13 protein-coding genes are annotated in these 18,378 nt (G+C 68.3%); 8 read left to right on the top strand and 5 right to left on the bottom strand.

All coding sequences use genetic code 11. From position 1 onward, the window contains the following. Positions 1-36: 36 nt before the first annotated feature. Both AC5P1B_RS34510 and AC5P1B_RS34505 read left to right on the top strand, forming a co-directional pair. Positions 37-606: a hypothetical protein gene (locus AC5P1B_RS34510; RefSeq protein ID WP_493891971.1), complete on the top strand. Its 570-nt coding sequence runs from the start codon at positions 37-39 to the stop codon at positions 604-606. Between the two features lie 35 nt (positions 607-641). Continuing rightward, positions 642-1,355: a hypothetical protein gene (locus AC5P1B_RS34505; RefSeq protein WP_493891970.1), complete on the top strand. Its 714-nt coding sequence runs from the start codon at positions 642-644 to the stop codon at positions 1,353-1,355. Positions 1,356-1,494: 139 nt separating this feature from the next. On the opposite strand, the gene AC5P1B_RS34500 is transcribed toward AC5P1B_RS34505, so the two are convergent. The 3 genes from AC5P1B_RS34500 to AC5P1B_RS34490 form a co-directional block, all read right to left on the bottom strand. Next, entirely contained in the window at positions 1,495-3,858 is a 2,364-nt protein-coding gene (locus AC5P1B_RS34500) for a preprotein translocase subunit SecA (RefSeq protein WP_493891969.1), read from the bottom strand. A gap of 338 nt (positions 3,859-4,196) precedes the next feature. Next, positions 4,197-5,030, bottom strand: coding sequence for a hypothetical protein (locus AC5P1B_RS34495; RefSeq protein WP_493891968.1), 834 nt, complete (start codon positions 5,028-5,030; stop codon positions 4,197-4,199). 99 nt (positions 5,031-5,129) lie between these two features. Next, complete coding sequence (locus AC5P1B_RS34490) at positions 5,130-5,567, bottom strand: DUF4238 domain-containing protein (protein ID WP_493891967.1); 438 nt, start codon at positions 5,565-5,567, stop codon at positions 5,130-5,132. Between the two features lie 781 nt (positions 5,568-6,348). On the opposite strand from AC5P1B_RS34490, the gene AC5P1B_RS34485 reads away from it, so the two are divergent. Together AC5P1B_RS34485 and AC5P1B_RS34480 are read left to right on the top strand one after the other, a co-directional pair. Then, complete coding sequence (locus AC5P1B_RS34485; RefSeq protein WP_493891966.1) at positions 6,349-6,699, top strand: hypothetical protein; 351 nt, start codon at positions 6,349-6,351, stop codon at positions 6,697-6,699. Positions 6,700-6,833: 134 nt separating this feature from the next. Next, the gene (locus AC5P1B_RS34480; protein WP_493891965.1) at positions 6,834-9,095 is read left to right on the top strand and encodes a hypothetical protein; all 2,262 of its coding nucleotides are present in this window, start codon (positions 6,834-6,836) and stop codon (positions 9,093-9,095) included. A 167-nt stretch (positions 9,096-9,262) separates the two neighbouring features. Here AC5P1B_RS34480 and AC5P1B_RS34475 read toward each other — a convergent pair whose 3' ends face one another. Both AC5P1B_RS34475 and AC5P1B_RS34470 read right to left on the bottom strand, forming a co-directional pair. Further along, the gene (locus tag AC5P1B_RS34475; RefSeq protein WP_493891964.1) at positions 9,263-10,438 is read right to left on the bottom strand and encodes a hypothetical protein; all 1,176 of its coding nucleotides are present in this window, start codon (positions 10,436-10,438) and stop codon (positions 9,263-9,265) included. 546 nt (positions 10,439-10,984) lie between these two features. Beyond that, a complete protein-coding gene (locus AC5P1B_RS34470; RefSeq protein WP_493891963.1) occupies positions 10,985-13,291 on the bottom strand; it encodes a helicase associated domain-containing protein in 2,307 nt (768 codons plus the stop codon). Positions 13,292-13,466: 175 nt separating this feature from the next. On the opposite strand from AC5P1B_RS34470, the gene AC5P1B_RS34465 reads away from it, so the two are divergent. From AC5P1B_RS34465 to AC5P1B_RS34450, 4 genes are all read left to right on the top strand, one after another. Next, positions 13,467-14,483, top strand: coding sequence for a TniQ family protein (locus AC5P1B_RS34465; RefSeq protein ID WP_493891962.1), 1,017 nt, complete (start codon positions 13,467-13,469; stop codon positions 14,481-14,483). Positions 14,484-14,884: 401 nt separating this feature from the next. Beyond that, positions 14,885-15,598 (top strand): TnsA-like heteromeric transposase endonuclease subunit, encoded by a 714-nt coding sequence (locus tag AC5P1B_RS34460; RefSeq protein ID WP_493891961.1) that lies wholly within the window; start codon positions 14,885-14,887, stop codon positions 15,596-15,598. After that, positions 15,595-17,739, top strand: a complete 2,145-nt coding sequence (locus AC5P1B_RS34455; RefSeq protein WP_493891960.1) for a transposase family protein — start codon at positions 15,595-15,597, stop codon at positions 17,737-17,739. The genes AC5P1B_RS34460 and AC5P1B_RS34455 overlap by 4 nt, the downstream gene beginning before the upstream one ends. Before the next feature lie 75 nt (positions 17,740-17,814). Continuing rightward, positions 17,815-18,378: P-loop NTPase family protein (locus tag AC5P1B_RS34450; RefSeq protein WP_493891959.1), on the top strand; the 564-nt coding region annotated here is incomplete at its 3' end.

The following is an 18,378-nucleotide window of genomic DNA, read 5'->3' as shown; positions in this document are numbered from 1 at the left end:
GATGTCTAGATAATCGACACGAAACACTGCGGCTCCGTGTACTGGGCCGACGTCCGCGGCTCGATGCTCGACCTGGTCCAAGTCGTAGGCCGGGCGCTGCGGATGCAGCCGGGCGAGGGCAAGATGGCGTCGCTCGTGGTGCCGGTGCTGCTCGGGCCGGATGAGACGGCGGACAACATGCTGACCAACAGGGCGTTCGGCGGTCTCGCCAAGCTGCTGGAGGCGCTGAGGGCGCACGATGCGCGGATCGTGGAGACCCTCGCGAAGCAGCAGGCACCGAGCCGCTACAAGCCCGTCAGCAAGGACGAGAGCGGGAAGAGCACGAGCGGGAGCGTCAGCGCCCCCGCCAAGGCCCTGCTGAAGTTCTCCACACCCCGCGAGCCGGCGCAGTTGGCCGCGTTCATCAACCTGCGCGTCCTCAACCCCGAGCACGAGCACACTCGAACCACCGACCACAACACGCTGAACAGCAGAAACCCGATACCTACAGCACTGACATCACCACGCCGAACCACCACCAACAAAAACCCGCAGATCATCACAAGGCGCGCAGGCACCTTGGAAGGCGTTCGGGCGGCGGGGATCGGTGAGAATCAACTGCGCTGAGATGGCGGAGGATTCGGCAGAGAAGAGACCGTGAAATGGATATTCAGGATGCAGTGGACAACTTCGCTAGGGCGATGACCCACTGCGACAACCTGATCGCGGTTCACCAGGCCGCGGGCAGCGGTGGACCTGGGCGGCGGAAGGTCGAGACCTCGGTGAACAGAGGCACGATCGTCCTTGCCGTCGCATCCTGGCAGGCGTTCATCCAGGACGCAGCCAAGGCCTTGCGGGATTCGGCACTGGCTGAACTGCGGACTGCCCCCGCGGGAACACGCCTGCTGCACGCAGCCATGCACAGATGGACAACCGACTTCAACGCTGCGCTGGAGAAGTTCTCCACCCCGGGGCCGAGCCAGTCCCAGTCGCTCCTCAGGCGAGTCGGCTATGACCCCAGACCGACATGGACTTGGACTCAGCGCGGCGGCCGGGGAAACCAAGACGTCCTGGTCGAACCCAAGCACGTCGCTGAGGTGATCACTCAATGGCTGCGTGTCCGACACGACGTCGCCCACGGCCACAACACGATCCACTCGCTCCCGATTCTGGGGGCTGTCCGCGATCCCAAGTCTTCAGCGAAGGCAAAGGCAGCTCCGACACTCCGACTGGACGACGCTGAAGACTGCATCAGGGTCTTCCGATCTGTGGTTCGCCTCACCGCAGAGGGGGCGGCACAGCACCTCGGTGCACCATCGCCAAAGTGGGAGAAGCTGCCGAGCCTGGCCCTAGGCCTCCACATCTCACATCTCTGACGCACGTTCGCGCGCGTCACGGAGTCTCAGGTTGGTGATCACTGATGTGATGCGGGCCGAACCTGGCCGCTCAGAACTGGCCGCGCGGGACTCCCCGCCCTGGCCGCTGGCTGTCCGTCGCCAGACTTCGGTTGAGGTACTAACGCTTCCGCTTTTGCTTCTGCTTCGGTCTCGGAGTGCTCCTCGTGTCGCGCGGCGGCCGTTTGGCGTTCGGATGGAGCGCGCGCTGAAGATCCGCGGCGGGCCGCAAGGACCTCAGGGTGGCCGTCAGCGTGGTGTCGAGCGGCCCGATGTGTCCGTCGTAGAAGGCGCCGACGAGAGCGCGGGTCGGTTCGTCGTACAGGAAGACGACGCCTCGCGGGAGGCCGAGCTGGTGCTTCTTCGCACGCAGGTAGTCACGCTTGTTCTTTTCTGCGTCAGCGGAGTCCTCTCCGACCGGGCGAGTGGCCCAGACGAACAGCCATCCTTCGGCCGGGTCGACGCTGGCCGTGATAGGCAGGGTGAGACTGCGGCCTGGGCCATTCGGAAACGGCTTGTCAAGGAGTTCGTCACCGTGGCGCGCGAACTTGTGCTGGACGCTCGTCGCCCCTGACAGCAGTGTCGCGCCGATACTGAGCCATCCGGTGACGTTCCATGACTGCAGTTCATCGACGAGAGGCGCGACCGGAGACGGCACCATCGCCGGCTTCGGCGCGGATTCGGGACCTGCGCCAGCGCATTCCTTGGTGTGAAACCACTTGTCGAGGGCGTCCGTACGACTGCTTAGGAAGACCGGCTTCTGTGAGCGGTAGCGGCGCAGCTCAGCTGTGGTCGGCTCAGGTATGAACGGGAACGCGGCACGTACCTGTGCCGGGTCGGGTTCGACCCAAAGGCCCGCCTCGAAGAAGTACAGGAACAGGTCCAGTTCGTCCGACGCATTGAACATGACGGTGACGTCAGGGTTGCGACGCCGGCGAAGGTAGAGAAGGAACTCAGCTGGGCGCGCGACGAGTTCGGCGATCAGCTCGAGGTCGTGTAGCGACACAGTCCAGGGGATGTTGTCGAGCCTGAGCACGCCAGCTCTCACCAGCGCTGCGGTGGCAGTCAGGACGGTCGAGAGGTCGTCGAGGCTGACTGCGATGGTGTGGATCTCGCGGATGTGGCTGAGGTCGACCCAGCCTTCACCTTCGATGCGCAGGCCTCCGTCCCGCTCGATTCCGTCCCGCATCCGACCAGCCTGCTCGGCCGCCTTCGTGATGATGCCGGTCAGATCAGTACGGATCCGTGTCGTCTTCCCTCCGCGGGAGAGGGCGCTCAACGCGACAGCCTTGTCCTCCACGATGATCGCGACGTCGTCGAGGAGGACAAGGTGGTCGCCCTCGACGCGCTTGGTGTACTTCGCCGGATCGGCGGTCGTCCCTTCCGCGGCGTTCGCGGGCACGTAGTACTCGAATGCGTCCCGGTAGTGGGCGCCAGGGAGTACGCGGCCCAGCGCGGCGCGAGTGCGGTCCTCGAGAAGGTCGCCGCGGTGCTTCGCGTACCTGCTCCACACGGCCGACGTCTTGAGGTGCTCTTCGAGGTTCTCCCGGACGGCGAACACGTTCAGCGCAGGGTGCGGCAGCATGATGCGTCCGTTGTTGCCGACGATGAGCGGTCGGACACGCATCGGATTCTTGCCGGTTGTGAACGCGTCGACGACCTCCGCGGGAGTGGCTGTCCCGAGGTCGAGGCGGAACCGTTCGACGACGGCTCTGACACGTTCCTCGGCAATGCCCGTGTGCGCGACGACATCCTCGATCGCGACCGTGGCCCCGTTGGCATCGGGCTCGAACATCGACACGAGACTGGACCGGGCGAGTTCCATCAGCCCATCGTCGACCTGGCCGGCCTGCATGGACGCCCTCGCGTCCAATGTCGCTCTGCGCATCGCATCTATGCGGTCGTTCATGCTGACCTGTTGCAGGTCGTGGCATGCATCCAGAACCGCCAGGGCGTCGGTCGCGTCGAAGCCGAGCTCGACGTTCAGCGCCGCGCGGACGTTCGGGTCGCCGTCAAGGAGCGCAAGATTGGTCGCCTCGACCATCTCCGGGTAGGACGAGTTGCGCATCCACACCTCGGCGCCCTGGATGAGCAAGGACACCAAGGCAAGCTCGTCGGTCGGGTCCACGGCGGCAAAGGACCGCATCTGTGCAAGACCGAGAAGCGCGTCGAGCTCCTCCTTCGCCTCGGCGACAAAGTGGCTCATTTCCTGATCCTCGACCGCGTCGGGGTCGGGGGTACCGACCGCCGCCGTGTCCTGCTGGGCGGCGAGAGCAACCAGTGCCAGCAGTTCGACCTGCGCGGCGCCGGCCTCCGTGGTGACCGGCATCTCGCCCGGTGCCATCGGCAGGAACGCCAGACGAGCTACCTCGATGAGCCGGATCGCGTCGAATCGCCGCAGCTTCGTGACGAACTCGGCGACGGCGTCGTCGAACGCTGTGCCGACCGCCGCCTCAGGGTCGTCGGCCGCAGCGAACTTGGCCATGAGCCCCACCAACGACGCCCAGGAGTCAACAATCACCTGCGCATGCGGGTCGAACGCCGGCGATGCTTGACCAGCACGGCGTTGCCTCTTCTTTCGCGCTTCGTGACGCTTCGAACGAGAACCCACCAGCCAACCTCACCACACATCGGGGCCGACCAGCCAACGGTTTCGCACCCTCGTTGAGCTACCCCGAGTTTCGTGGAGTCCGGTGATGTTGCTTCCGGCGGACTACGAGGTGGCTTCCTGCTCGTCTCATGCACCCCGAGATCACCATCGTCTGGGCCGAAAGCCCGGACCGTCTGGACCGGGCCTTCGGCACTCAGGGCGTCGCTGGCGCGCTACGTAAGGTCTTCCAGCCGGGCGAGCAGGCCCGCGGCGGTGGCCACGGCCGCGACGGCGTCGGCGCGGGCCCAGGTGAAGTTCTCCGTGGTGCCGGTGTCGTCGTGCGGGGCACCGCTGAAGAGGTTGAAGGCGCTCTGGATGAGCACCGCCCAGCGCTCCTCCTGGTCCCGCTCCGCCGGCTTCTTCGCCAGCGCCTGCATGTTCACCTTCTGGGTGTCGCAGGGCTCGCGTACGGCATCGAGGGCCGCGCGGGCGAGCGTCACGGCGTGCTCGTAGCGCTGGTCGCGGATCGCGGTCTTCGCCTCGCGGATCCGGCGTGCGGCGGTGTCACGGGCCTCCACGGTGGTGATCGGGATGAGGACGTCGACGAAGGCGTCGACGTCGAGCTGGGTCAGGGCGTTGCTCCACGTCGCGTGCGGGATGCGGATGATTTCCTGATCGGTGGCTGCGGGCCAGTGCTTTGTTTCTGCCAGCCCGGTCAGGGTGAGGTCGGCGCGCAGGGTCAGGTCGGCGCCCGCCCGGGTCTTCTCCCGGCCACGCAGCAACTGGTCCGTCACGGTCGTCTCGAGCGTGAGCATCGTCCCGAACGACTTCAGCCCGATCGGCCCAGGGGCGTGCAGGACGCTGATCCAGCTCGCGGGGCCGGGCATCTCGTGCGTCCAGAGGTTGCCGGGGACGAGGAACGGTGCGTCGACGATGTAGTTGTCGTGCGCGGTCACCTCAAAGGTCAGAGCGAGGCGGTGTACGTCCCAGCCCGGGAAGAAGTTGACGTGCTGCTGCGCCCGGATGTTAACGGTGTAGTCGTTCGATCCGAATCGGAAGTTGGCCATCGTGCCTCGCCTGGTTCAAGTCCTGCCTGATGGTGGCAGGCCAAACGGCCCCAGCGGCACCGGGTTTCCCGCTCTGGCCGACGCTTGGCGCATGTCCTGTCAGCGGCGGGTGGTCCAAAGTTGCAGGATGTCCCCCATGGGCTCTTCGGTACCGTCCGGGTTCCTCTGGATGCCGGGGGCTATGTGGAACCGCAGCGTGGGCCCTCGCTGGCTCAGCTCGACTTTGTGGAGTGCCGCATGCCGGTCCGGGTGCCCGACGACGACCCGTTCGCAGCTGTCGGCAAGGTCCTGATTGCAGCGGGCCACACGGCTGAGCTTGACCTCTTCCGAAGTCGTACCGCTGCCGACGGTCAGCACGAGCTGGGCTGTGGGGCTGACAGGGAACCTGATCTCCTGGGCGCCTTCGAGGCCGAAGCCCCTGTAGGCGTCGCTGGCCGTATGCGGTTTCCAGAGCAGGAGAGGGGCGTCGGAGGTGAGGAAGTTCGGCTTGCGGCTTGTCTCCAGGCGCCAGTGACGGCGCGGAAGTGCGGGATGCACACCTCAACCGACCGGAGCGTCACCATGACGGCGTCGTTGTGCGTGGGGTCGTCGCCGGTCTCCAAGCGTGCCCCATGGTAGAACGCCCCGGCAGCCTCGGCTTCCCCGGCGCTTGGCGGGGACCCGAGGTGCCGGTGCGTGAGGTACTCGGCAATGAGGGCCTGGTCGACTTCCCGGCCGTCGGCGTAGGCAGTGACGTTGCGCGGGAAGAGCGCTGTGGTCCGCTTGGGATGAGGCGCCGGGCAGCTGAATGAAGCTCCCGAGGCTGAAGTCACGGCGTTGCAGGACGACGCTCCGCAGGGAATCGGATGATCTGGCGGTCGCAAGTGGACTACCTTCCGGCGGAAGGCTCTACGGTCGGCCTAGGTTTGATCGCCTTGGCCAGTGGCGGGTGAAGCTCTCCTGTCATGGCACGCTGCCCGTCGCGGGCTCGGCACGGTCGCCGCTGCCGGCCTTTCGGACCACGCTGAAGCCACGATCACCACCACAGCATCGGCGGCAGGCCCGGCGGTTCCGCTGTGGCCGCGGGCTCCTCACAGGTGGCAGTGGCCACCATTGGCGAGTCCGCCGGTGCCAGCCCCACTTCCCGGGCCTGACGTAGCAAGGCTGAGCCTGTGTCACTGGAGTTTGAGTGGTGGCGGAGAACCGGCCCACACGGGAGAAGTTCCACTGCGTCTCATGCGGCCACAGCGCGCGGACACAGTGCTTGGTCCCCGGCGGGTGCAGGACGATGGCGGGATGGAAGAACAAGGCGCGGTGGCGCCGGTGCAGATCCCTGACCGTGCCCATGCGGTGGGGCCAGGCTGGCAGGACCTCCTGGCCCGCCTTGCACCAGCAGTTGTGCAAGCTTGCCCCCGGCTACGTGCTCACCAGCCTCAAGGAGAAGCTCGGCGCGCTGCGGGTTCAGGTGGAGACTGAGGGGGCCGGCCGTTCCGCGCTGCGTGCCGTGGTGGCTGCGGCAGAGGCGGAGTCGATGCGTACCTGCGAGTTCTGCGGCGCACCCGACGGCGTCCGTACCCGCAATGACGAGCCGGGAGGCTGGCGCAAGACCGTGTGCAACACCTGCCACAGCGGATGGTCCGCCCACCGGCTCATGATCGTCCACAGTGTGGTGCAGGAGCGGCAGAGATGAGGCGAGGCCTCGTCCCGGGCTCGCGTCACCGGCACCGGCCCTCCGGTCAGTGCGTTCAGGCCAGTTGACTGCGGCCGCCCGCCGCTGTCAGTGCCCGCGGCTAGGCTTCAAAGCCGGTCAAGGGGGAGGTTTGCATGATCTACGGTCCGCTGACACCGGATGTGCCGCTCGGCCCGTTCGAGGGCTCGCCCATCACCGTCTGGTCCACCCAGAGCAAGCAGGCCAAACTGCACGCCACTTCCTCATGTTCCTACCTGCGCTCCGCCCGCACCACCGGCTGGGAGGTGCAGCTGGATGCCTCGGTGGTCGCCCGGATGTGCCCGCGGTGCGGGGCATACGGGTCCTGGGCGCGGCCCGGGACGGGTCTGGCCGTCTTCCTGGACACGCTGACCGGGCTGGGCTTGCTGTACGAGCTGGACAGCTTCCGTGACGCGGACGAGGACGCCTTCAGTGACGAAGAGGTCCGGCAGGGGGCCACCCTGCTCCACCGGCCTGCTCCCGGTGCCCCGGCGGACACCGCTGCACAGGAGGCGGAGGAGGACGAAGACAACGAGGACGCCGCGTGGGAGGAGTTGCAAGAGGCTCGGCGTGTGCGCGAGGCGGTGTTTCGTGAATGGCGCGGCGCGCTGGCGAGCATGCACCGTGCGCACCAGCAGCTGGGGCTGTTCCCGTGGTTGAGGTCCTGGGCCGAAGCTGCGCTGCAGCTGAAGGCCGAACGGCTGCGCGCCGTGCAGGTCCAGGCCCGGCTGCTGGTCACGGAGGATGCGCTGCTGGGGGCGGCCGCGGCAGCCGCCATGCCGGAGCCGGATGTCCCCGCCAACGACGCGGCGTTCGCCCCGCTGGGCGCTCCTGCCGAGGTGAAGAAGCATCTGTTGTCGCTGTGGCGGCGGTGGCAAAGGACGGTCGAGGACAGCTGGGATCCTCCGCGGGAACAGGGCTATCTCGTCCACCATCTGGCAGACGGGATGGGCAGCCGCCGCAAGGGGCGCGATCTGATGCTCGAGCGCGCGCGGGCCGTACTGGCCGAATGGGAAACTCGTGCCCAGTCGGCGGCCGGCGGACAGTACGGCGAACGGGTCCTGTTCGCGCGTCTTCCGCACGACGCGGCGACGGAACGCGACTCCCGCAGGTCGCTCCTTGACCGGCTGGATGAGTGGGAGCTGGGTGTCCTCGCCGTGTACATGGTCGACACCGCCTGGCAGCCGCAGTCCGTCATCACCGTGCGGGTACCAGAACTGGTGGCCGCGCGCCTGCTGACGCAGCATCACGGGCTCTCCTACAGCGAGAAGGAGGCTGCCGGGACCGAACCGACGCCCGAGACAGCTGCAAAGCCCTCTCCTGTGGCTGAACTGCCTTTTGGGCCGGGGGTGTTCGACGACACTCCGGTCCGCGGCAGGCGCCCGGTCACCCGCACCCACCTGCGTGCGCTGCGCGCCGCGATGCGGGACGCGGAGCAGCTGTACGTCGTCTTCTCCGTCGACGCCGGCCTCGAGGTCGTGGCACTGAGCGTCCTGGAACAGCGCTGCGCCGCGGGATGGCAGGGCGTCATCATCGCGGGCGCCAGTGACCTGCCCGACGCCCTCTTCGACACCCGGCCCACCATTCCCGGCCAGGACGCGCCGGAAGACGGGGAGATCTGGCCCGAGCGCATCTACGATCCGCATCACGAGGCGTTCGGTGCCAGTCTGGGTGTGGCGCAAGGCGAAAGGCTGCTGGTGCGGCTGTGCGCGGGACGCCAAGACGTGGGCCACGCACTGCGGTCGCTGGCCCTGGCGCGCGGCATGGCCGACCTGCGCGAGTTGGAGACTGCCGGGTACGACGACCGGGGGCTTGCGCGCCGCCCCTTCGCCTCTGCGATCTGGCACGGTCTGCTGGCCATGGAACAGCTGGACCTGCACCCCTTCGAACCCGACACCGACACCGGATGGCCGCGCGGGACAGGCCTGCCGCTGGGTGTGCTCGCCCAGGTGCAGGTGTACACCTCCGACGCGGCTGGCCAGTATCAGGGCCGGGCTCACTCCCCGGGCTGCGCCCACCGGCGCCCGGAGCACGGCGTGGGCCGCGACGACGACCTGGTGACCCTCGAGGAACTGATGGGCAGCAAGGACTTCGACCCGTGCAGCAAGTGCGGCGGGTATGCGATACGTCGCTTGAACCAGGAGCAGGTCGCCTACTACCGCGCCGCGCACCGACTGCACCATCTTGCGCAGCAGGTGCATGCCGTGGCCCGCAAGGGTGTCGCCGACGGCTCGGATCTGGCGGCCGGGCTGGAGGAATTCACCAGCCTGGACCGTGCCAGGGCAGAGGCGTGGTTCCCGTCCTGGGAACAGGCCCGCCAGTGGCGAGAGATCGTGGACCGTCTGCGTCGTGCGCTGCCCATGCCCGGTTCGGCATAGCGCAGACCCCGTCGCGGGCAGCGGCTGCCGACTCGCCGCCCGGTGACGCCACCAACCCGCACACACAGGGCAGCAACCGCCGCACGCCTCCCCCACCAAAGGCTCCTCCTTCGGCAGGTGACCCCCCAGCCCAGCTGTCACCGGACAGGACTGGGTGCCGGCGTGCCTCACGCAGAGCTCAGCAGTACCTCTTCCAGGTCCTGCCAGCGCGGTGGCGGCGCAGCGGCAGATCGCACGACGGTGAGCAGCCGCCCGTCGAGGCAGGCATCGAAGCGGCCTTCGGCCCGCGCCAGGCGTTCCCGCACACCGACCTGGCGTGGGGGCTGCTCGCCCAGGACGGCCAGCAACACCTCGTGCCGGGCGGACCCCAGCGCGTCGGCGGGCACCCAGGTGCCGCGGACGGGAATACCCGCCAGTTCCGCATCGGCTTCGGGGGCAGTGTCGTACAGCCGCTGCGCCATGTGTGCGGCCTGCTCCTGCGGGTCGGGCGCAGGCTGCGCGCGGGACACCGCCTGAAGCGGGCCCGTGGTGGGCAGTGTGTGCATGCCGGGCAGGCTGTCGAGCAGCGGCCCCGTGTCACCGTCTGGTTCCTGCCTGGGGGGACGCGCTGGTGGTCTGCGCTGCTGCTCCCGCACGGGGAAGTGCCACTGACGCCCTTCGCTATGTCTCTGCCAGCGGGGGTCCAGCGCGCTGTCCCAGCGTCCGTCCTGGGGAAGGAAGATGTCCACGGCGACGCCGGAGCGGCCGATCCAGACCCAGCTCATGAAATAGGCGTGGTCGTGGTGGGAGGCGGACCACAGGGCAAGTTCCTGCAGCCGGCTCTTCTGCTCGGAGAGCGGCTCCTTCGGCAGGAGTGCCTTAGGGCGGCGGTGCCGGCCCCGGGCCTCCCCCGCAATGCGGCCGCCGGGCAGATGAAACAGCAAGTCCGGGCGGATGCCGACGGCCCGGTAGTCCGTCAGCATGCGGCCGGGCAGGGCATCGAAACTGTGCAGCGCATGCGCTGTGCTGTCCCAGGCGAACAGCGCCTCACTCGCCGCTGTCAGCATGCCCAGGCCTGAGCTCTCGGTGACGAAGCCTCGGATGTGCCGCGAACTCGCCACGAACGCCCGGTGGTCGACCTGGAGCGGACCGCCCGTCCCGGGAGCATCGAGATAACTGGCAAGGAGGCGGACCTCGAGCTGCTTGGTCCGGTAGTCGAGGACGCGGTTCAGGTCGCAGGCGAGCGCGTTGATGTGGATGAGCCGAGCCAGTCCCACCGGCAGAACGCCCTGCCCGACCTCCGTGACGGCCACCATCGGCCCCTGCACCCGGAACTGCCACACCCGGACCCGTACGGTATTCACCTTCGTGTTCCTCTCCGCGTTTCCGTCACGCCGCGCAGTGCAGCCCTCGCATAGCGCTCGGCTCTCCTTGGTGTGCAACTCCGCGTGCTGCCAGGGCATTCACATCATCCCGGTGACATCGTGGACAGCGGTCGCCTCCGCCGCCCGTCATTGGGGACACGCGCGCGGGGGCAGTGGCCGACGTGTCGCTCCAGCAGAGAGTAAACCGTTGAGGGGCTGCGCCTCGGTGCCGGACGACGGTGGTGCCGGGCCGGACCGCGCCGGGGGCTTTCAGCAGCAGGTCAGTGCGGCGGTACAGGCCGGCAAAGACTGCGGCCGGGCGGCTGCCCGTCGTGCTGCGGACACGCAAGCCGGTCGCCCCAGTGAAGGCGCCGCTGAGCCCGTGGCCATCCCGCTCAGGCTGCCAACGCACAGGGGCGGTTCGGCCCCCGATCGGCCCGTTGGCGCCGACCCCTCCTCGCAGCGGGGCCGATCTCCGTAGATTCACGCACGTCATTGACCAGGGGGGCCGGGGCTCGGGGGCGGGGCTGGCGGACGGCGGATCGGTCAGGTCCATCGCATGTCGAGGGCTTGCAGAGCGTCCAGTTGTTCGCGGGTGAGCTGGGCGGGGGCGTGGCGCCGTTCTCTGATCCAGCGGCCCAGGTCGAGGGGGTAGCCGTCGACGGTGCACGAGTAGTTACGGGGGACGTTGAGGTGCTGGTGGTAGCGCCAGAAGGTGCGGGCGGCGCGGAGACCGCGGGCGAAGGCCCAGGCGGATACGCCTCGAGGCCGGCGCAGTAGGAGGGCCAGGGGGTGGTCGAAGGGGAGGGCGCCGAGCAGGTTGTGCTGGGTTTCGGTGAGGGTGCCCAGACGGTCGATCTGGTCGTCGAGCCAGCGGGTGAGGGGGCTGTCGTCGCTGTCGGGGCTGAGGTCGGGAAAGGTGAGGTCGCCGCGTCTGGCGTCCTTGAGGGCCTTCGCGTAGGTGCGTTTCCACTCTTCTTTCCATCTGGCGGCCCACCAGGGGTAAATGTCGTTGAGAGCCCGGTGGTAGCAGTACGGGAGAGCGCGTTGGTGGGCTTCTCGGCGCCGGTCGGCGACCCACCGGCCCAGGGGAATGCCTGCGTGGTGTTCGTTGGTGCGGGGCGCGAGGTGGCCGTGCTGGGCGGTGTAGTCGCGGGCGATGTCGAGTTTGTATTCGATGCTGCGGGGCGGGTGCTGCCAGGTCATGCCGAGTGCGGTCAGGCGTTTGATGCGGTCGGGCAGGAGCATGCGGTTGGCGCGTAGGGAGCGCTGCTGGCCGATCCACCAGCCCAGGTAGAAGCGGTCCGAGGTCACGTGTCGGCTGGCGACGTCGAGGTTGCCGTGTTCGGTGTGGTAGCGCTGGGCCTGTTCGAAGCCCATCTCCCAGACCTGGTTGGGGGCATCGACGTGGTTGAGGCCCAGGACGGCGAGGATCTCGTCGACGCGGATGGGGTGGGCTGCGAGTTCGGGCCCGGTGGGTTCGCCGTCCCCGTTCAGGTATTCGACGCGCTGGAAGACGTGCTCGTCATAGACGCTGAGTTCGATGAGGACTTGATAGATCAGGTGGAATCGGGAGCGTCGGGTGGCGTGCCCGATGTCCTCTCCCGGTGCGGTGTAGACGGGGATGATGATGGTGGAGATCTTGCCGTCGCCGGGGGTCTGGCGCAGAGTGCGGCCGACGGCCTGGACGATGTCGATGGTGCTGGTCTTGGGGTGGGCGAACAGCAGGGAGTCGATGGCGGGGATGTCGATGCCTTCGGCGCAGCAGCGGCAGTTGGTCAGGACGGCCCGGCGCGGCTGGGTGTCGGCTGGGTGGGTGGAGAGCGGGGCGGTGCGAAAGGCGGCGTAGTTCTGGTAGCGGACGAAGGAGTTCTGTTTGGAGTTGACGGTGTTGACCTGGAGCCGCGACGGGTCATGGTCGGGCATGCGGGCGGCGGTCTGCGGCAGTGTTTCGGCGCAGGCTTCGGCGGCCGCGATGCAGGGGTGGAAGGTGAGGGTGCGCCTGAGGTCATAGCGCTGCTGGGCCACCAGGAGAGCGATCTGGGCGGCGGCGGCCCGCAGTGCTTCGGCGGTGTAGCTGTTGACGCCGCCGCACAGGCTGCGGCGTAGCTCTTTGTCGGTGATCGTGATGACGGCGATGCGGTAGTCGGCAAGCAGGCCTTGCTGGATGGCTTCGGCCATGGAGAGGTGGTAGACGACGGGCCCGTACAGGCTCTGGTCGTCCATGGAGGCGATTTCGACATCGCACCCGCCGTTCGGAGCCCTTTGGCGGTCGAACTTGCGGAATGTGGCGGTCATGTAGAGGCGATGGCGGGCGGGCAGCGCGTCGTTGTCGTGGACGGCGCCCCAGGCTTTGTCGATGCGGCCTGCGGTGTGGTGAGCCTCGTCGGCGACGACGACGTCCCAGTCCGGCAGGTGGTAATCGGCGTGTGCCTGGACGACTTTGTACAGCGACTGGTAGGTACAGAACACGTTGAGAGGGCCGTCGACGTCTGCGGCGACCTCGGCGAGGCTCTCGGGCGTGTTGAGCACCGTCATCGTCTTGGCCAGGGAACGGCTGAGGGCCTCGTCGGGCGAGCAGACTCCCAGGTAGCGGCCGGGGCGTCCCTCCCTGTGCCAGAGCGCCGCGGTCTGTTCCAGCAGAGCCTGCGAGGGGTCCAGGACGAGAGCCCGTCCATGGGGCGCGGTCTCCTGTACGGCGTGGAGACCCACGTGGGTCTTGCCGGTTCCGGTGGCCATGGTGCTGGTGACGCGGGTGGCGCCTTCGGCGAAGCTGGTGACGATGGCGTCCACGGCCACGTCCTGGTGACCGCGCAGCGGTGTCTTGAGTCCGTTGAGGGTCAGGGTTGCCACGCGTTGTCCTCCCCCGGGTGTCATGGCAGTCCTCGCCCCGAGGGTGAGGAGGTTTTCGAGGTGCCGGGGGCCGGGGGCCGGGCAGGTTCACTCGAAGGTGTTGCCGGGTCTTGACGGCCTTCGTGAAGCGGGCCGAGTGTCCTGGTGGGGCGTGCTGTGGCGGGGAGGAAGTCCCATGGACTTGACGGGGTTGCTGGGGCCGAGCCGTCCGCTGCCGGTGCAGGTGCGGCCGGTGGGCGGGGAGTCGACCGGATCGTTCGTGCGGCGGCTGGGGCGGGCCAACGGTCTGAACCTGGCCTCGTTCCTCGACCGTGTCGGGCAGGGTGAGGCGTCCCAGGACCCGGAGCAGGTGGAGAAGTATCCGCAGTACACCGAGATGAAGGTGAACGCGGAGGGCCGGAACTATCTGTCGGTGCTGTCGGGCCTGGATGTGGGGCTGCTTCAGTGGGCGTTGCCGTCACTGGCGGATGACCTGCTGCTGCCCGGTACGGGGCCGGCGGTGTGGCAGTGGCCGTGGGAAGCGGAGGGCGGGCATCTGGTGCCGTGGTGCGCGTCGTGCGGGTACCGGCGGCAGGTCAGTGAGCGGGTGTGGTTGATGTCGGCGGACAGCTGGCAGGTGTGCGGCCGGCATCTGCGGTGGACGGATGACTCGCGCAGCACCGATCCGGAGGCCGTGTCTGTGGCCTCGCTTGCGGAGTGCGTTGCAGCGCACCGGGACAGGCTGCGTCTGCAGGGCAAGTTCAAGTCGGCCGGCGAGGAGTTGTTCGCCGATGCCTGTCAGGTCATGTACCAGTGGTGGACGTATGCGCCCGACACGCTGGTGTGGGTGCAGCGTGCCTGGACGGCAGGGCTGGAGGCCCGTTCGGCGCGTGCTGTACCACTGGTCGTCTTCCCCGAGGCGGTCAAGCTGGCCTGGCTGATGCTGCGATTCGAGCAGGCCGGGCTGCGCACGCCGCAGGACAGGGGCAGGTGGCTGGTTCGGGTGCAGTGTCAAGCGGACGTGTGGGATGTCGACTTCGCCGCGGGAAAGAACGCGCTGTTGCAGTGGCTGGAGCGCCACAGCCGTCCTGCCGCGACGGGTGCGGAAGCCGCCACGGCAGGGCGGCGGCAACTCGCGCTGGCGGAGCGGCACAACCGGATCGCGGCTCGTGTGGGCTCCCTGCAACAGCGCTCGTGCATGCCTGGCGCATGAGTCCTCAAGGGGATGCCCGCGAAGGGCAGTGCGGCCGGGGGCGTCGCGGCATCAGACAGGACTCTCCCCCGCCGTCGTGCGCACAGACCGTCGCGCAGGCAGCATTCGATCGGAGCAAGCCTGGTGGCCGAGTTCAGCAGTCCCCTACTCGACGCACGCTGCCAGATGGAACCGTCCCGCGCAGTTGACTGGCCGGCTGCTGGACGGCATGCGCTCTGCGGGGTGGACGGCTTTTCTCCCCGCCCGCCGGGCATCGCCCGTCGGCAGAAACCCGCTCCTGGGATACGGCACCATCGTCGCGGATCTGTCAAGAGCATGCCCTCGAACGGAGGAACTCTCGCTGCTGGCCCGCTGTGCGCTGTCGGGCAGCGGTCACCCTGGGATGAGCGGGGAGGGTTGCTATGCGTGAAGTGCGGGTGTGCTATCTGGATGAGTGTGAGCAGTTGGTGTCGGCGGCACCCGCTGCTCTGGTGGGGGTAGCGCTGGAGGAGCGGCGTCCGCCGAGCGAGCCGGTGGCCTTTCACGGTCGTCCCGGGAAGCTGTCCGACTGGTGGTGCGCCACGACCGGTGGGCATGTGGTGTGCGGTTCGCTGCGGCGCCGTCGGGTGGCGCTGGAGCTGGACTTCGATCCGGAGATCGCCTGGATTGGCGGGGAGCCGGTGGAGCTGCACTGGCAGGGCGCGCGGGGCAAGCGGCGCTGGCGCCCGGATTTCGTGGTGCGCACGGTCACCGGGGCGCGTGAGGTCGTGCTTGTGGAGCCTGAGAAGGACGGCCCCCAGTGGCGGGAGGATCTGGAGGTTGCGCATCAGGTCGCGGCGGCGGCCGGCTGGCAGGTGTCGGTGCGGCGGGTGCCGGAGGGGGTACGCCTGGCCAATCTGGAGTGGGCGGCCGACTACCGCCAGCCGGTGCCGGTGGCGGCCGCGGAGCGGGAGGCGGTCGAGGAGGCCTTTCGCCGGGAATGCCCCATCGGTGAGGGGGCGCGGGCCAGTGGCGTGCCGTATGCGGCGGCGCTTGATCTGGTGTACCGGTTGGTGTGGAAGCGCCGTCTGGACATCCACTGGGAGCGTCCCCTGATGCCCCGTGCGACGGCGTGGCTTGCCGGTGGAGCGGCATGAGCGGGCCGGGCGTGTTCACACCGGGGCAGGTGCGCCTGGGCGACCGAGTGATGTGGCAGGGCGTGGCCCACCAGGTGGTGGCGTTCCACGGTCCGGCTGCTGTGCTCCTGGCCGAGGAGACGTCCACGCCGGTGGAGGTGCTGTACGCGGCGATGGTCTCCGCGCCGGGCTTCGCTGTGCTGGATGGTGACAACTCCCCCGTTGCGCCGGCTCCGATGCCCGCAGTGGATGATCCGCCGTCCAAAGCCCAGCGCAAGCAGGCCGCGCGGTGGCATCGGCATATGAAGGAGCTCGACACCGGCGTGTTGCCGGGCAGCAGCGAGGCCCGGCCGGGGTACGAGCCGGGAGTGACGACGCTGGCTGAGCGTTATGCGTGCAAGTCACGGGAGTTGGCGGCTGCGGGGATTGAGATCAGTGCGAAAACGCTGGAGTCGATGCGGCTGAAGTGGAAACGGGCGGGCGAGAATCCGTTGGTTCTGATCGAGCGGCGCTCCCGCGAGAGCGGGCATCGCACGGGCCCGCGGGTCATCGAGATCATGCGGGACGTGGTGATGGCCCACAGCCGCGGGTCAGGGGTGGACATCCAGACCATCTGGGAGGAGGTGCTGGATGTCGTCCAGGAACGCTTCAAGGCGGAGTTGGAGGATCCGCAGGAGGCGCAGCGGTTGCTGCTGAAGCGGGCCACGTTCTACCGGCGGATGGAGGACACCGGGCTGGCTGAGTATCTGGCCGCCCCCACGCGGCGGCGTGCGCAGCGGGCGAGCAAACCGCTTCCTCCCTACCGGCCTTCCCATGCGCTGCGGCCGGGTGAGGTGGTGCAGATCGACACCTCTCCGCTGAAGGTGAAGGCGCTCGGGGACGACGCCCAGGTCGTCTCGGCCGAGTTGACCTCGGCGATCGATGTCGCGTCGCGCTCCAACTGCGCTGTCATGGTCGTGCCGGTGGTCACCGGGGAGGGCTCGCCGGGCAAGCGGATCGGCGGCCGGGCGACCCGGGCATTCGACCTGGTGCTGCTGCTGGCGCAGTGCTTTGCCCCGCTTGCCTGGCGTCCGCACTGGGATCCGCTGGCGCTGGCCGCCAACTCCGCGCTGCCGTTTGAGGACCTTCGGGAGGCGGATGAGCGGTTCGCGCGCGCGGTTGCGGCGCGTCCGGTCATTCATCCACGCACGGTGATCATCGACCAGGGCAGCCCCTACTTGAGTGATCATTTCAAGTATGTGTGCGACATGCTCGGCATCACCATCCAGTACGCGCGCAAGAACACCCCGACCGACAAGCCGCTCAAAGAGCGGTTCTTCCGCACCCTGGGCAGCCGGTTCAGCCAGCACGTGGCGGGCTGGACCGGCACCGGCTTCGCCCACCGGGGGCTGGGGATCGACAAGGGGCCCCTGTATCCCATCAACACGCTGCAGGACCTGGCCGAGCAGTGGATCGCCCTCGACTACCAGCAGACGCCGCACAAGGGACTGCGCAGCCCGTTCACCCCGGGCCTGATTCTGTCGCCGAACGAGATGTACGCGCAGCTGATGCCCATGACGGGCTACCGGCCGCGGCCGATCACCGCCGAGGAAGCACGCAAGCTGCTGGTCCCCGCCTGGGTGGAGATCAGCGACAAGGGCGTCACCATCGAGAACCGCACCTACCAGGGTGCGGACTGGCGGATGCGGCTGCTGATCGAACAGCGTTCCGGGATCACCGAGCACAACGACCGGTTCGAAGCCCGCTACAACCCCTACCACCCCGAAGTGGCCTACCTCTTCGACCACGTGTACTCGCAGGAATGGGTTGAGGTGGAGTTCATCCACCGGGGTCTGCTCGACGACCGGTGGACGCAGGATCTGTGGGAGCGGGCCACCGCGATGGTCGTGGACGACGGGGGCCGCAAGGACGACCAGCTGGCGATCGTCAAGGCGTTGCGGGCTCTACGCCGCTCACTGCGCCAAGGCCCCGGAAAGGCGCAGAAGTCCGCTCCCAAAATCCCGTTCCAGGGGCTGGAGGTGGCCGCAGAGCCCGAGCCGGTGGTGAACCCGTATGCGGGAGTGTCCATCGACATCGAGGCGGTCGCCGCCTATCCGTCTCTGCCCGTCGGCGGGCGGGAGAGCGACCGGCCACCGGCAGCAGACAGCACCTATTCCCCCTGAGCAGACACCGCCCACCGACCCACCGGCCGTGCCCGGTGGGCACCACTGCCCCGCCCCGTCCCCGAGGAGGACACTGTGGCAACCTCCACCGCCGCACGCGCCCAGCAGGAACGACAGATCCTGGACCAGGCGCGGGCCGCACCGATGGCGCCGCGCTGGATCTTCACCCTTCAGGGATGGGACGCCTACGTCCACGAGATGATCCGGCGCCCCGACCTCGCGGACTCCGCCCCGCCCGGCACGCCTGTCACCTCCGACGATCCCCGCCTGCGCTACCACGGACATCTGCGGCTGGTTCCCAATCCCGCACTCGATGCGGCGCTGTTGAAGGCGCACCGGCTGCTGCTGGTCAACCGCAACCAGCGCGAGGGGCTGATGGACCGGGTGATCGACGGGCCACCCGGCACAGGCAAGACCTTCCTGCTGCGGGCCATCGGCCGGGCATTCCAGAAGTCCGTCGAGGAAGTGCACCACGACCGGATCCCCGTCGTGCACATCACGGCTCCGCAGGATGCGGACAACCTCGTGAACTGGGTGTGGGAGATCGCCGAGTTCCTGGGCCGGACTGTTTCTGAGATCTCTCGGGTGCGGTTCTTGAGATCCCGTCCGGTCGAGTTGATCGGGCGGGATCTTGCAGTT

The sequence above is a fragment of the Streptomyces sp. A01 genome, from assembly GCF_059026195.1.
The sequence above is the reverse complement of the archived record's forward strand: the minus strand, read 5'-3'. Positions and strand labels throughout refer to the sequence as shown.

Excerpts from the sequence above, each read along its gene's own strand:
- AC5P1B_RS34495 (WP_493891968.1), bottom strand. The coding sequence starts at position 5,030 with ATGGCCAACTTCCGATTCGGATCGAACGACTACACCGTTAACATCCGG.
- AC5P1B_RS34500 (WP_493891969.1), bottom strand. The coding sequence starts at position 3,858 with ATGGCCAAGTTCGCTGCGGCCGACGACCCTGAGGCGGCGGTCGGCACA.
- AC5P1B_RS34505 (WP_493891970.1), top strand. The coding sequence starts at position 642 with ATGGATATTCAGGATGCAGTGGACAACTTCGCTAGGGCGATGACCCAC.
- AC5P1B_RS34480 (WP_493891965.1), top strand. The coding sequence starts at position 6,834 with ATGATCTACGGTCCGCTGACACCGGATGTGCCGCTCGGCCCGTTCGAG.
- AC5P1B_RS34465 (WP_493891962.1), top strand. The coding sequence starts at position 13,467 with ATGGACTTGACGGGGTTGCTGGGGCCGAGCCGTCCGCTGCCGGTGCAG.
- AC5P1B_RS34460 (WP_493891961.1), top strand. The coding sequence starts at position 14,885 with ATGCGTGAAGTGCGGGTGTGCTATCTGGATGAGTGTGAGCAGTTGGTG.
- AC5P1B_RS34455 (WP_493891960.1), top strand. The coding sequence starts at position 15,595 with ATGAGCGGGCCGGGCGTGTTCACACCGGGGCAGGTGCGCCTGGGCGAC.